Source organism: Lawsonibacter sp. JLR.KK007 (assembly GCF_036941135.1).
Taxonomy (GTDB): Bacteria; Bacillota; Clostridia; order Oscillospirales; family Oscillospiraceae; genus Lawsonibacter.
The window spans coordinates 371422-386211 of record NZ_JAYWSY010000003.1; the positions used below are offsets into that span (position 1 = coordinate 371422).

At 57.5% G+C, this 14790-nt stretch carries 12 protein-coding genes and 1 pseudogene; 2 read left to right on the plus strand and 11 right to left on the minus strand.

The window, feature by feature from the left end:
* Positions 1-90: 90 nt before the first annotated feature.
* The 9 genes from VV088_RS20060 to VV088_RS20100 all read right to left on the minus strand — a co-directional run bounded on the left by VV088_RS20060 (position 91) and on the right by VV088_RS20100 (position 10880).
* Complete coding sequence (locus VV088_RS20060) at positions 91-1491, minus strand: MATE family efflux transporter (protein ID WP_334602425.1); 1401 nt, start codon at positions 1489-1491, stop codon at positions 91-93.
* Between the two features lie 82 nt (positions 1492-1573).
* On the minus strand, positions 1574-2998 hold the full coding sequence (locus VV088_RS20065) for an amidohydrolase family protein (RefSeq protein WP_334602426.1): 1425 nt from the start codon (positions 2996-2998) through the stop codon (positions 1574-1576).
* A gap of 36 nt (positions 2999-3034) precedes the next feature.
* A complete protein-coding gene (locus VV088_RS20070) occupies positions 3035-4564 on the minus strand; it encodes a Na+/H+ antiporter NhaC family protein (RefSeq protein WP_334602427.1) in 1530 nt (509 codons plus the stop codon).
* Positions 4565-4698: 134 nt separating this feature from the next.
* A complete protein-coding gene (gene hydA, locus VV088_RS20075; protein WP_334602428.1) occupies positions 4699-6105 on the minus strand; it encodes a dihydropyrimidinase in 1407 nt (468 codons plus the stop codon).
* A 3-nt stretch (positions 6106-6108) separates the two neighbouring features.
* A complete protein-coding gene (locus VV088_RS20080) occupies positions 6109-6864 on the minus strand; it encodes an aspartate/glutamate racemase family protein (RefSeq protein WP_334602429.1) in 756 nt (251 codons plus the stop codon).
* Between the two features lie 15 nt (positions 6865-6879).
* The gene (locus tag VV088_RS20085) at positions 6880-8046 is read right to left on the minus strand and encodes a Zn-dependent hydrolase (protein ID WP_334602430.1); all 1167 of its coding nucleotides are present in this window, start codon (positions 8044-8046) and stop codon (positions 6880-6882) included.
* Complete coding sequence (locus tag VV088_RS20090; RefSeq protein ID WP_334602431.1) at positions 8039-9205, minus strand: pyridoxal phosphate-dependent aminotransferase; 1167 nt, start codon at positions 9203-9205, stop codon at positions 8039-8041. The genes VV088_RS20085 and VV088_RS20090 overlap by 8 nt, the downstream gene beginning before the upstream one ends.
* A complete protein-coding gene (locus tag VV088_RS20095) occupies positions 9202-9882 on the minus strand; it encodes a hypothetical protein (protein WP_334602432.1) in 681 nt (226 codons plus the stop codon). The genes VV088_RS20090 and VV088_RS20095 overlap by 4 nt, the downstream gene beginning before the upstream one ends.
* Positions 9883-10076: 194 nt before the next feature.
* A complete protein-coding gene (locus VV088_RS20100; RefSeq protein WP_334602433.1) occupies positions 10077-10880 on the minus strand; it encodes a helix-turn-helix transcriptional regulator in 804 nt (267 codons plus the stop codon).
* A gap of 419 nt (positions 10881-11299) precedes the next feature.
* Here VV088_RS20100 and VV088_RS20105 point away from each other — a divergent pair.
* Positions 11300-11899 (plus strand): annotated as a pseudogene (locus VV088_RS20105) (IS256 family transposase); the annotation flags it as partial.
* Between the two features lie 180 nt (positions 11900-12079).
* Here VV088_RS20105 and VV088_RS20110 read toward each other — a convergent pair.
* Both VV088_RS20110 and VV088_RS20115 read right to left on the minus strand, forming a co-directional pair.
* Complete coding sequence (locus VV088_RS20110) at positions 12080-12745, minus strand: hypothetical protein (protein ID WP_334602434.1); 666 nt, start codon at positions 12743-12745, stop codon at positions 12080-12082.
* Positions 12746-12759: 14 nt separating this feature from the next.
* Entirely contained in the window at positions 12760-14238 is a 1479-nt protein-coding gene (locus tag VV088_RS20115; RefSeq protein ID WP_442913194.1) for a DUF1538 domain-containing protein, read from the minus strand.
* A gap of 237 nt (positions 14239-14475) precedes the next feature.
* On the opposite strand from VV088_RS20115, the gene VV088_RS20120 reads away from it, so the two are divergent.
* On the plus strand, positions 14476-14751 hold the full coding sequence (locus VV088_RS20120) for a late competence development ComFB family protein (protein WP_334602436.1): 276 nt from the start codon (positions 14476-14478) through the stop codon (positions 14749-14751).
* Positions 14752-14790 lie beyond the last annotated feature (39 nt).

The following is a 14790-nucleotide window of genomic DNA, read 5'->3' on the forward strand; positions in this document are numbered from 1 at the left end:
ATGTGCGCCCCCGAAAAGCACGTTTACTTTTCAGGGATTCGCCGCACAGTTCTCCTCTTTTGTCAACCCTTTTTTACATCTTTTTTGACTTTATTCTCTTCCTATTCCCAACTTGATGACATTACTTGACAAAAGACGTTTTGTCTGAATTTCACACAAAATTCCGCGGAACATCAGGTCAGCAACCATAGCCACCCACACGCCGGCCAGCTCCATATGGGCGTAAAACAGCAGAACAGGCGTTAAGATGACCCGCACACCCCACATACCGCTCAGCACCACCAGGAAAGGCAGCCGGGTGTTGCCGGCGCCCCGCAGCACGCCGGACAGCACGATAGAGAGGCCGAACAGCGGCTCAGAGACAGCTACGATCCGCAGCATATCCGCCGCCAGCTCGATGACGTCAGGATCAGGAGAAAAGATGCCGGCAAGGGGGGTGGCGCATACAAACAGGATGATTCCCGCCGCTCCCCCAGACAGCAGGCCGATCCAACCGGAGATTTTTCCAAACTGCCGGGCCAGAGAATATTTTCCACCTCCGTAGGCCTGCCCCACCAGCGTGGTGGCGGCAAAGGAGACCCCTGTAGCGGGCAGATAGCTGATGGCCTCCGCCGTCACCGCCACATGGTTGGCGGCCAGGGCCACGTTTCCCAGGGAGGCCACCATCCGGGTGATCAGCAGCTGGCCGCTGCAAATAGCGCCCCGCTCCAGTGCTGCCGGGATTCCCAAATGGACAGCCTGCCGAATAATGGCGAAATCCGGGCGATAAGAGACCTTCAGCTCCAGATTCACTGGACCCGAGCGGCGGAACAGCAGCAAAATGCAGCAGAATCCCATCAGGCTGGCAGAAAAAGCGGTTGCCCCTGCCGCTCCTGCCGCACCCCACCCGGCGCCCCAGATCCGAAGGGTACGCTCCCCAATTTGGACCGTGCGGCTGGGAAAAATCAAGAAGAAGTTCAGGATCACATTGAGTACATTGGCGCCTGCGTTCAGCTGCAAAGGGGTTTTGGTATCTCCTGCGCACCGAAGTACCGCAGAAAAAACCGCCAAGGCCGTCTGGAATGGAATGCCCAGGGCATAGAAAAAAAGATATTTTTGTGCGTCGCCTAAAATAATCGAATCCGCACCCAGCCATTTGGGGACCCAGGGCGCCAGCATAAGGGTGACCAGCATAATAACGGTCCCGGACACCAACGAACCCAGCAGAGCCTGCCGGGTAATGCTGCGAGCCAGCTGTTCCTGCCGGGCCCCCAGGCTGTGGGCGATTTGAACGGAGTACCCCACCCCCACCGCGGTCAGCAGTCCCACAATAAAAAAGACCGGCGTGGAATTGATGGCTACAGCGGCGGTGGCGTCGGTGCTTAACGCACCGATCATAGCCGTATCCACATAGTTGGTCATGGTCAGCAGCAGCTGCTCCGCGATGGCGGGCCAAGCCAGCATCAGAAGCAGCCGTGTGTTGGATTGAAGAGTTTCGGAGGAGTGCTGCATAGTATCACCTGCATTATTTGGGACGCCCCGGAGCCTTGTCGGTTCCTGGAGCGCCCCATGTGAAGAAAGGTTGGCGGTAGGGTTACAGCTTTCCCTCCCGCATAAAGCGGGCATTGGTGCCGTCAATCTGGAAAAATTCCTCTGCGGCCCTGTGGCCGATTTCATCCGGATACTGGGGAATGGCAGAGAGGTATTCCTGCTGATCTACTTTTGTAAATATACCGTCACGCATAATGATCTCGCCGTCCACCGCAGCCAAAGCCACCTCCGGGCCCCTGGCGCTGTAGACCAGATTGGGGATCATGTTGCGCATGGGGTAGGTATACACCGGCAGCATGGAGGGGCAGTTCAGGTCGATAGCGATAAAGTCCGCCTGCTTGCCCGGTTCCAGCGAGCCCACGCTGTCCCCCAGGCCAATGGCCTGGGCGCCCTCGATGGTGGCCATCCGCAGGGCTCGCCAGGCGGGCATGACCTCTGGATTGCCGTACTTGATCTTGTTGAACAGGGCCACATTTTTCATCTCGTTGATGATATTATGGCAGTTGTTGCCGGGGGCCTGATCAGAGCCCAGAGCCACAGAGCCGCCCGCCTCCTGGAAAGCCACGCTGGGACAAACGATGCCGTCAATGATGCCGATGGAACCGGGATTGACGATCATGGAGGCGCCCTTTCCAGCGATGTGGGCGGCTTCCTCGTCGGTGCAGTCGGTGAGATGGACGGCAATCAGGGAGGAGTCCAAATAACCCAGCTCATCCAAAAAGGCGGTGGGCCGCTTGCCGTAACGCGTTTCAATCTGATAGGTCTCCCGGTCGCCCTGCTGAACGTGCATGTGGATCTTGGTTCCCCGCTCCTTGACAATCTTCTGAATCTTCAAGAGCATTTCGGGACTGACAAAATCCGCTCCCTGGGGCCCGAACAGAATCTTGATCCGGCCCCCCGCCTGGTTGTGCCACTTGTCGTAGAGCTGGATATTGCGCTGGAGACTCTCTTCACCCATCTCGTCGTCGAACTCATAGAGTTCGCCCGGCTGGTAGACCCGCCGTTTGGCGGCCCGGATGGTCTGGGCAATATTGCCCCTGGCCCCCACCTTTTCGATGAAGCTGCACACGTTGTCCATCTTTGACTCATAGTCGCCCAGGGTGGTGGTGCCCGCCCGGATGGCCTCCAGAATGGCCACCCGGCTGCCTGCGTCCCGCTCCTCGTCGGTTACGGCGTTGTCAAAGGGCTGCAGGCCAAACATCATCCAATTGTTGGTGTCCTGGGCCAGACCGCGCATGATGTTGCAGGCGGTGTGCATGTGCCCGTCGATCAAGCCGGGCAGGACCATGTGGTGGGGCAGATCGATGGTCTCCTGGGGGGCGTATTCTTTCAGCATGTACTCGACAGGACCGACCTCTAAAATCTTGCCGCAGTTGATCGCCATGGCAGAGGCGGCGCGGTAGCCGACTCCCTCCCCCTCCATGGTGTAAAAGTGGGGGGCAGTAACAAGTTTATCAATTTTTTTCATATCAATCTCCCACCTGTGTAAAATAAGTTCGTAACATCAGACTGCTTTCACGGCCCGGGCGCTGTCCACCTTTGTCATAACAAACATAGCCGCATAGAGGACTACAGCGGTCACAGCAATGGAAAGCATGTATTGGCCGGTCAGTCCTCCGAACAGGAAACCTACGAAAGCGGATGCGCCTACTGTAAGTCCGTAAGGCAGCTGCGTCATAACGTGGACGATGTGGTTGCAGGAGCCGCCGGTAGAGGAGAGGACGGTGGTATCAGAGATGGGGGAGCACTGGTCGCCGAACATACCGCCGGCGATGACGGAGCCCACCACATAGGCCATAGGCAGATTGAAGGCAACAGCCATGGGGAAAGCAATGGGCATCATGATGGACCACACGCCCCAGGAGGAACCGGTGGCGAAGGAGATAAAGGCGCCGAACAGGAACACCAGGGCAGGAACCAAGCCGGGAGTGAGGTACTGCTGCACAATACCCACCATGAAGTCACCGGTGCCCATGGATTTGACGATGGTGCCCAGAGACCAGGCAGCAATCAAAATGAAGGGGACATTGATCAGCTCAATCATGCCGTCAATGAAGGTATCAAAGGCCTTAAGGGGCTTGAACAATCCGGTAGCAATGCCCATGACGCCAGCGCCGATACCGCCGCCCAGGAAGGCTACGCAGATTGCCAGGGTGATGTTGGCGGAACGGAAGCAGCCCACCAGGCCGTTGTTGGCCAGATCGCCGCTCCAGAAGATGGTAGCAAACAGAGAGATGAACAGGGCAGCCATAGGGACGATGAAGTTCCAGATGGACAGCTCATAGCCCTCGGGCAGCACATTCTTTACCTCGGGGACCAAGGGGTCCACGCCATCGCCCAACAGCTTACCGGTCTTCAGAGCCCGCTCCTCCTCGGTGCGCATGGGACCGAAGTTCAGGCCGAATACGGCGACCACAACCACTGTGACCATGGCGAAGAGGCTGTACAAATTGAAGGGCAGCATGTTCAGCCAGATGCCCCACTCGCTGGCCTCTACCCCGGCGGCCAGAAGCTCTGCGGCGATCAGACCGGTGATAAAGGGACCGTAGCTGCTGATGGGAGAGAAGCAGGCCAAGTTGCAGCCCATGGAGTCCAGAATGTAGGACAGCTTGGCCCGGGACACCCGCACGGTGTCGGTGACGGGACGCATAATGGTGCCCAGCATCAGGCAGGGCTCGGTGTAGCAGAAGATAAATGCGCTCAGGCAGGTGACGATTTGGCCCTTCTTGGCTGTATTAATCACCTTGGTCACGCGGCTGGCAAATGCCTCAGCTGCACCGGTATTGCGCAGCATGGCGATCAGTCCGCCAGACAGGGTGACCAGTACCAGAAGGGACGCATTTCCGCTGATAGAGGGCATGACATAATCCGAGATAATTTTTACAAAGCCCACCAGAGGATTCCAGCCGTTAATGATAGTGGAACCCACCCAGGTGGCAATCAGCAGGGAGAGGATGGTCTGTTTGGTGATCAGGGCGAGGACAATAGCTAGAATGGGCGGTATCAAACATAATACTCCAAATGTGGTTTCCATGCAATAGTTCCTCCTTTACTTGATACACTTTTTGTAAGACTCTGGTGTTTCATAGTGCGGACAAGCTTCCGGTGCTTCCCTCCTCTGCCACATCAATTTGATCCACACTGCTGAAAGAGTCAATACGAACTGTATTAGGCTCTGTTTTCGTAGCAGGAGCCGTACATCTTCGCAGGAATAAATTGCCCCTGGCCATACTTTCCCACAAATTGGGCGTCCCGGACCACCACCCGGCCTCGGAGCAGCACCGTCTCCACCCGGCCCAGCTGTTCCCGGCCCTCGTAGATGTTGTAGTCCACCCCATTTGGGTTGTCCTCCAAACGAATCACCCCCCGGTAATCCGGGTCCAGGATGACCAGGTCAGCGTCACAGCCCACGGCGATGTGGCCCTTCCGGGGGTAGATGCCGTTGATTTTGGCGGGCTGGGCAGCGGTGATCTCCACAAACTTCTGCCGGGAGATACGCCCTTTGGCTACCCCCTCCGTCCAGATAACGTGCATCCGGTCCGCCGCGCCGGGGGCGCCGTTGGGGATCTGGGTGAAGTCGTTCCGTCCCACCTGCTTCAGGTTGGCCACGTCGATCCCGCAGTGGTCAGAGACCACGGCGTTAAGCAGTCCGCTGTTCAGCGCGGCCCAAAGCGCGTCACAGTCCTCCTGGTCCCGCAGGGCGGGGGAGCAGACAAACTTGGCCGCCTCGTTGAAGTCCGGGTTGTCCAGCGCCTCCTTGGTGGTGGTCAGATAGTGGGTACAGGTCTCCCCGTACACCCGCTGCCCCGTCCCCTTGGCCTGGAGCAGCGCCTCCAGCGCCGGACGGCAGGTCATATGGGCGATATACAGGGGGGTATCCGTCTGTCCTGCCAGATAGATGGCCCGGCGCACCGCCTCCGCCTCGGTAAAGGGCGGGCGGGAAACATAGTGGTAGTGAGGTGTGGTCTGCCCGTTCTTCACGCACTGGCGGCGCAGGAAATCCAAAATCTCGCCGTTCTCCGCATGAACGAACACGGTGACCCCCGCTTTGCGGCTGCACTCCAGAATACGGAAGAAGGTCCCGTCGTCCACATGGAGGGGGGAGCCGTTGTAGGCCATAAAAATCTTGATGCTGGAAATTCCCTTCTGGGGAAATTGGGCGATCTCGTCAAACATGCTGTCCATGATCTCCGTCACCATACCGTGAAGGGCAAAGTCCACACAGGCCTTGTCCTTAGCCCGGACATTGATGCGGTAGTCGATGGAGTCCAGCAGGCCCGTCTTGGGGTCCTGGGGGGCATAGTCCACAATGGTGGTGGTCCCCCCCACCACAACGGCGTCGGTGGTTTCATAGCCTGCGGTGTCCTGGTCGCCCACGTTGCACAGGGCGGAGAAGTGGGTGTGCTGGTCCACGCCGCCGGGCAGCACATACTTGCCCGCAGCATCAATGACCTGATCGGCAGGAAGGTCCAAGTGCTGGCCTACAGCCCGAATGGTCTCTCCCTCCACCAGAACATCACCCTGAAATTCTTCGCTGGCGGTTACAATGGTCCCGCCCTTAACTAAAATACGCACAGTTTAGTCCTCCTCAAACATTAAATCCGTCTCAGAAAAGAGGGGATATCCCAAAAACTGTTTCTTCTCCGGCCAGCCCCAGGTAGATGCCTTGCTGGTTCCCAGGCCCATATCCACCAGGGCTTCGGCCAACTTGACTGCGGGGGTGACTCCCTCCAGTACCGGCACGCCCAGCCGTCGCTCCAGGTCCTGGGCGAAGTCTACAAAGCCGGCACAACCCAGCAGGATACACTCCGCCCCGTCCTCCCGGACGGCCTTCTCCCCCTCCAGGGCCAGGGCCTCCAGGCCCCGCTCCGGGTCCTGGCCAAAATCCAGCACGCTCAGCCCGGTGGAGCGGATGGACCGGCAAAACTTCTCCGCGCCATAGGCGGACACAGCGTCCTCCGTGACCTTGCGGGCCCGGTCCAGCACAGAGACGATGGAGAAATAGGGCGCCAGAAACTTGGCGGTGGTGATGGCGCTCTCGCAGATGCCCAGCACCGGCTTGCGGGTCACCTCCCGGGCCGCCTGGAGCCCCGGGTCGCCAAAGCAGGCGATGACAAAGGCGTCCGCCCCCTCCTCCCGGTCCCCCTTGATGACCTCCTTGAGCACGCCGGGAACCGCCAAATACTCGTCCACATAGCACTCGATGCTCTCCGGCCCCCATTGAGGGCTGACAGAGTAGACCTGGGTACCTGGCCGGGCGGCCCGGAGTGCAGCCTCCTGGATGCTCTGGGTCATAGACAGGGTGGTGTTGGGGTTAATCAGCTTGATTTTCATGGTCCGCATCCCCTCCTAATTCATTTGATCTGTTTTTTTGATCAGCTCCATGAGTACGCAGCTTCCACGCTCCAGGTCTTCGGGCGCGCTGTACTCGTCGATCCGGTGGCTGATGCCATTCTTGCTGGGGATAAACACCAGAAGGGATGGGGCCAGCAGGGCCATATTGATCAGGTCGTGTCCCGCGCCGCTGAACATATCCCTCCGGGTATAGCCCAGGCCGTCGCAGCAGTCCCGGGCCAGCTGCATAAGGACGGGGTCGCACAGGGTGGGGGGCTGACGGATCATCTCCTCCATAGTCAGCCCCTCCGAGCCGAACCTCTCCAGCAAAAGAACCGCGATCTGCTCCATCTCCTCCATGGAGCGGTTTCTCAGCTCAATAACGAACTCCGTCTCGCCTGGAATCACATTCACCGCGCCGGGAGACACCTTCAAGGTCCCCACGGTACACACCATTTCGGGATAAGCGGTGCGCACCTGCTCCATCAGCCAGGCAATGAGGCGGCTGGTCTTCTCCAAAGCGTCGTCCCGCAGGGACATGGGGGTACTGCCCGCGTGGTTGGCCGCTCCCCGCATCACTGCCCGGTAGCGCAGAATACCTACAATCCCGCCAACCACGCCAATCTGCTTTTGCTCCGCCTCTAAAATACCGCCTTGCTCAATGTGCAGCTCCAGATAACAGAGGTAATCCTCCGGACTTTGCCGACAGGCGGCAGCATCCGTCAAACTCAGGCCGTATTGGGGCAGCTTGGCCTCTATGGCCGAATCTATGGAGGCGCCCGCAAAGGCTTTGCTCCCAAAGGTCCCTCCAATCACGTTGCCCTCCTCCTCTGTGAAGGCCACGATCTCCAGAGGATGCCGGTTGACCCAGCCCGCCCCCCTGAGCCGCCGGACACAGTCGACGGCGGCCAGCACTCCGTAGGCGCCGTCGTAAATCCCGCCGCCGGGGACGGTATCAATGTGGGAGCCGATGCACAGCCGTTTTCCCTCGCCGGGCAGCAGGCCCCGCAGGTTGCCCACCGGATCAATGCTGGTCTTTAGACCGGCCTGTTCCATCAGAGAGCGGACATATTCCCGGCCTCGGCCATATTCCGGGGAGTATGGCAGGCGAGTGGTCCCCACCCCCGCCTGAAAGCCGATCTGGCCCAGCTCATGGAGCCACTGCTCTAACCGCTTACCCATGGCAGCGCTCCATAAAGGCCGCAATCCGGTCGAAGCCCTGCTCCAGACTCTCCATGGACGCGGCGTAAGATAGCCGCACATACCCCTCGCCAAACTCGCCAAAGGCGGTTCCGGGCACCAGGACTACCTGTTCCTCCTCCAGCAGCCGCATGGCAAAGGTCTCGCTGTCCAGCCCTGATTGGCGGATATCCAGAAAGGCGTAGAAGGTCCCCTGGGGCTTGGAGCAGGACAGGCCGGGGATGGACGCGATCCGCTCCAGCACATAATCCCGGCGAATGCGGTACTGCTCCCGCATGTGCTCCAGGTGGGTCTGGGGTCCGTTCAGCGCCTCGATTGCGGCGCACTGGCAGGGGGTAGAAGCGCAGGCGCTGGTATTCTCCTGGAGCTTGGTCATCTGACTGATAACCTCAGCGGGCCCGGCGGCAAAGCCCACCCGCCAGCCGGTCATGGCGTAGGTTTTGGACAGGCTGTCGATGACCAGGGTACGCTCCGCCATGCCGGGCAGGGAGGCCAGGCTGGTGTACTCCGCGCCGTCAAAGAGGATGTGCTTGTAGACCTCGTCGGCCAGCACGGCCAGGTCAAATTCCTTGGCCACCTGAGCCAGCGCGTCCAGAGCCTCCCGGCTGGCCACCGCCCCGGTGGGGTTACAGGGAGAGTTCAGGATAATGGCCCGGGTACGGTCCGTTACGGCAGAGCGGATGGCCTCCACGTCCAGGTCAAAGCCTCGCTTGGGGTCAGTCTGGACTGAAACCGCTGTGCCGCCGCACATCTGAATCTGCTGTATGTAGTTGGTCCAGCAGGGCTCGCTGACAATCACCTCGTCGCCGGGGTTCAGGATCGTTTTCAGAGCCAGGTAGAGCGCCCCCATTGCTCCAGGAGTCACTACAATTTGGGAAACAGGGTCGTACTCCTGTCCCTCAGTCCGTTTCAGGTAGCCGGAGATGGCCTCCCGCAGGGGCAGCAGCCCCGCGTTGGCGGAGTATTTGGTCTGTCCCTCACGAATGGCCCGGCATCCGGCTTCCACCACATTTTCTGAGGCGGTGAAATCCGGCTCGCCCAAGGTAAAACTGAGTACCTGGTCATACTCCAATGCCTTGTTGAACATCTTACGAATTTTGGAGGGTTGAATCAACGTTGTGTTTTCTGAAATCTGGATCAAGGTAAAGACTCCTTTCTGGATTTTGCCTGATTTTTACGCTCACGCAGCTTTAAAATAGTCATTAAAACCCCAAACACCAGGGACAGCATGGCGGCAAAAACGATCCGATAGTCTACCGGCAGCAAAAAGCCCACGGTGTTGATGGGAATCCAAAACAAGGGGATGGTTTTAAACAATGTAAAATCTACCAGTTCTCCCCAGTCCACCGAGTTTACCGCTTCCCGGACAGTGATCTGCCTGTTTTGAAGAAAGCGCAAGTCGGCGTAGTTGCCGCAGACCCGCATCAGTGCGGAGTGGAGCGGGGCAAAAAACAGGTTGTTGGTGCAGCTGGTAAAGAACGCGGCGGCCAATGCACTGCCGTAGAAGGGCAGCAGGCCCACCTCCATAGCCCGGACCGTTCCCTCGCTGAACACCCGGAACGCCAAGGTCACCCACAGCCCTCCAAATCCCCAGCTTGCCGCCTTAAACCAAGTAGCGCGGTTTACCGCCCATACTCCTTCCAGTATCCGGGCAGAGAGCAGTTCCCCCGCAGTGGCGTATATTGCAAATTGCACAAAACCGGCTATATAGGGAAACATCTGGTTAAACCGAGAAAATCCTCCTGTTATCGTTAAAAAAGCGGATGCTATTCCTAGAAAAGCATAAAATACCATCCAAAATTTGTCATTCTGCTTCATAGAAGTGTTCCCTCCGTATGTGGCTATTATAACAAAATAGGACCCGCACTGATATTCAGCGCGGGTCCTATTTTGCTTCAACCTTTTGCTACAAAAAAACTTCTCCCGGAGAACTGCATACTTCTTTTGTATCTAAAAATAATACTTTTATATAATGGATAAGCAACAAAAAAGCGGAGTTTAAATTTTTATTTTTACTGCAATTCGTCAAAATTGACTTTGCTGGTAGAGATGGGCAGACATTGAAGCATCTGTACCCGATTACGGACATGCATCTTGGCGTAGATACTTTGAAAGTGCTTTTTCACCGTGTGGATGCTGATACTCAGCTGCTTAGAGATGTCGTCGTTAGACCAGCCCTGCACGGCCAAATCCAGCATTTCGCCTTCCCGAGCAGTTAATCCATATTGGCGGCACAATTTTTCCTGATAGCCTTTCGCAAAGAAATAACGGGAATCTCCCTTTTTTGCCTCATAAGCCAGACGGTACGCAAAGTGCATACGCAGCTGCTCCAGGACAAAGAGATCCCTGGGGGTAAATGGCGTCCCGCCTTCTTTGCGGTAAAGCCTCAGAAATCCCATAGGCTCCTCGCGGAATGCGATGCATAGCCCCGCAGAACAGCTCAAACGGTTGGGTTCCCAAAAGGTGCGGTATATTTCACTATCCTGGAGGCGGCTGCCCGGCTGGGAAATATCTTCCGCAAAGGCGCAGCGGTTCGTACTGTAAATCATCCAACGGAATGCGTCGTCCTTCCGCGTTTGATCCTCCCACATCTGTATCGACTGGAGAGAGAGATTGTACCCCTCGGTATCCAAAAACTTGAAGTCTCCGTCCTCTGTTACAGACAAGCGCGAAAAAACAGCTGCATCGTAGGAAATCAAAAAGGGAAGCCAGCGGTTGAGAATCGCTTTCTGCATCTCCTCAACGGTATAGATAAAGCTGATATTGTAGGCCACTTCATTGAGTAAAATCCACTCATTTTCCTCTAAAAATGCCATTGCGCACCTCCTCACCAAAAAATTGATGATGAAGCAGTATATCATATGAACAAATATTTATCAAGTCGCTGCGCAGAAAAGCAAAAGATTCGCGTCTCACGGTGAGTAATGTCATTAAGTTGGGAATAGGGAGAGAATAAAGTCAAAAAAGATGTAAAAAGGGGTTGACAAAAGAGAAAAAATGTGCGGCGAAGCCCTGAAAAGGGAAAATGGGGGAGTACCCAGAACAATACGTCAGGCAGCCGGGGCGGGATTTTACCTGTCCCCGGACGCTGGCCTTTGAAACGGTCATATCCCTGCTGCTGACCATGAGCGAAAACAGCATTGGAAAACTACTGATTGGACGGTTTCACAACAGCGAACAAACACCGTCGGCTTCGGCCTTGAGAACATCCCAAAGTTTGTGTAAACCTCCTATAGTGTATATCGCTCTTGGAGTCAACCTGGACAGAAGGAAAGATGTCCTGGGCATGTGGGTTAGTGAAAATGAGAGTGCTAAATTCTGGGCGACTGTACTCAACAGCGCCGGTACAGACAATTTGACAGGATTTGATGCGGCCATCCACGCCACCTTTCCTCAAACCGAAATCCAGAACTGCATCATCCACCAGCTGCGTAATTCCAGCAAGTATGTGTCCTACAAGGACCGGAAGGCCCTTATGGCCGATCGGAAGGCGGTCTATGCAGCCGTAGATGAGCAGGCCGCCTTGGATGCCCTGGTCGCTTTTGAGGAGCGCTGGGACAAGAAATACCCGCAAATCTCCCAATTCTGGCGGGCCAACTGGGCCAAGCTCAGCACCTGCTTCAAGTATCCCCAGGAGGTGCGCAGGCTGATCTACACCACCAATACCATTGAGGGCTTTCACCGCCAGCTGCGGAACGTGACCAAGGCCAAATTGGTGTTTCCTACCGATGACAGCCTGCTGAAAATGCTGTACCTGGCCATGACGGAGATTACCAAGAAATGGACGGGCAGACGCCAGGATGGGAGCATGATTCATGCGCAGTTGGCCATTTTCGTCCACGGTGTAGTAGATGCAGACGCACCCCTGTTCAGCGTAAAAAAAGCACGATCTTGCAATCATGCTTTTTTGGGTATTGATTTTTGTCACAGAGTCTTGCTTTTCTCAGTAATTGCGCAACTTTTTTGTGGGTTTATAAGGTTCTTTATCAGTATCCCCCAGAGGCCATCCATTATTTTATCCCAATCGGACGATTTGTTCAATGGGCAGGGAGCACAGCGCTGCCTGGGCCTCGCTGCGCAGGCCGTGCTCGGTGTTGATGGCCTCCATGATGGGGGCGCGCAGACCGGTGGGGACAACGATAGCCACGATCTCCCGTTCTTCGGCCAGGTCGATCTCGTAAGCCTGCTCCAGCTCTTTGCGGCCGGAGAGACGTCCCCGGATGACGGTCCCGCCCCGGGCGCCGTGGGCCTTGGCAGTGGACATAACGTCGTCGGTGCAGCCCCGGGCGCACACGACCAGAATCAAGCTGTTTTCGGTCCGTTCCATGGGTTCTTCCTCCTTTTCCCGTAACCCTTCAGCGTAATAGGCGGCCAGGTTGGCCACCAGACTGTTCAGCCCTGACACCGGGACTGAGACTACGATCCCCGCGCCGCCGGTGTGCCCCCGCAGCTCATTGTCCAGGTCGTGGAGCAGCTTCTTCGCCGCAGACGCGGCGGCAAAGCTGATCAGCACGTCTTTTTCACTGGAGTCCAGCCCCAGGATATCCATGATCTCGGAGGTGGCGGTGCCCTTGCCAGCGCATTGAAGATGGATGGGCACATGGCGTTTGCGGTACAGACGCAGCATGGCAGCGCCCTGGCCCCGTTCCACAATGGAGAGAATCAGCTTCATCGCTTCCATAGTTCCCTCTCCTCTCAGTCAAAGTAGAGGACGGCGTCCTCCACGCGCTCCATGCGGGAGCGCAGGCGGCGGCGGGCCAGCTTGTGGTGGATTATGCTGGACAGACCCATCACCTGGATGGTAACCAGGGGCGTCATGGCCACCATAGCCACGATGCCAAAGGCATCGGTCATCATATTGCCGCCCAGAGACTGGCAGGCCCCCTGGGCGAAGGGGAGCAGGAAGGTGGCGGTCATGGGTCCGCTGGCGACGCCGCCGGAGTCGAAGGCGATGCCGGTGAAGATGCTGGGCACCAGAAAGGTGAGTCCCAGAGAGACGGCATAGCCGGGGATGAGCAGCCAGAAGATGTTCAGCCCGGTGAGCACCCGGACCATGGCCAGCCCCACCGAGACGCATACGCCGATAGACATGGCCAGCCCCATGGCCCGCTGGGAGATGGAGCCGTTGGATACCTCCTCCACCTGCTTGGTGAGGACGGTGACGGCGGGCTCCGCCTTGACGATGTAGTAGCCAATCAGCATACCGATGGGCACCAGCAGCCACTTGGCGCCGCCCTCCGCAATGGCGGCGCCGATCAGCTGGCCGGCGGGCATAAAGCCCACGTTCACGCCGCAGAGAAACAGGACCAGCCCCAGATATGTATACAGCAGGCCGGCTCCAATACGCAGCATCTGTCCGCGCTTGAAGTGGCGGGTCAGAAGCTGGAAGATCAGAAACAGCCCCGCAACGGGGAGGAGGGCGGTTGCAACCTCCTCCAGGTAGGTGGGAAAGGATTCCACGAAATACCGGGCGGCCCGGGCGGTGGTGGATACGTCAGGGACGACTCCGACAGAGGGCGCCGCCTCCGTAGGCTTGTAGATAATGCCCAGCAGCAGCACGCACAGGATCGGCCCGATGGAGCACAGAGAGATCAGGCCGAAGCTGTCGCTGGCAGAATTTTTGTCGCTGCGGGTGGAGGCGATGCCCAGGCCCAGGGACATGATGAAGGGGACGGTGACGGGACCGGTGGTGACCCCTCCGGAGTCGAAGGAGACAGGGATGAAATTCCCCGGAGCCAGAAAGGCCAGGGCGAACACGGCGAAGTAGAGGACCAGCAGCAGCCGGCGCAGGGGGATGCCCCACCGGACCCGCAGCGTAGCCGCCACCAGAAAGAGTCCCACGCCCACCGCCACCGTAATAATGAGCACGGCGCTGTTGATGGAGGACACCTGCTTGGAGAGCACCTGAAGGTCAGGCTCCGCCATGGTGGTGAGGACGCCCAGCAGGAAGTAGACCGCGATGGGGACGATGAGCCGCGTGTGCTTGCTGATGGTAGAGCCCACCCCCTCGCCCATGGGGATCATGGACATGTCCACCCCCAGGGTGAACAGTCCCATGCCGCCCACCAGCAGGATGGCCCCGAAGAGAAACAGGACCAGCGTGCCGGGGTCCAGCGGAGCAATGGTAATGGACAGCAGGAGGACGATGGCCGTGATGGGAAGCACAGAGGCCATGGATTCCTGGGTCTTTTCGACCAGCTTTTTATTGAGACGCAATGGCCGCCACCCCTTTTCATGCGATACTACCATTATAACGGAGGCCGCGGAGACTTCATAGGGCTTTTACAAAATCTTTACACACGTTCTAAGTTTTTTAATATACCGGTTCAAGGAAATTAAGGATTGTAATTTCGACTGGAAGGAAATATAATAAAGGGGAAACCAGGCCATAAACAGAAGGAGGATACGGAGATGGCGATCGAATATAAGAACCTGATGGAGGACATTGTCCTGCAAAACCTGGATACCGTGATGACGGCGGAGGGCGGCTGCACCTGCGACGCCTGCAAGTCGGACGTGGTGGCCTACACCCTGAACAACCTGGCGCCCCACTACGTAGCCACCCGGCAAGGCCGGCTGCTGGTCAAGCTGAAGAGCTATGAGCTGCAGTCCCGGGCCGATGTAGTAGCGGCCATCAGTGAGGCAGCTGTCATGGTCTCCAAAAACCCCCGGCACGGACGGGAGTAACATAAAAGGCCGTCCCGCTTGTTCGGCGGGACGGCCTTT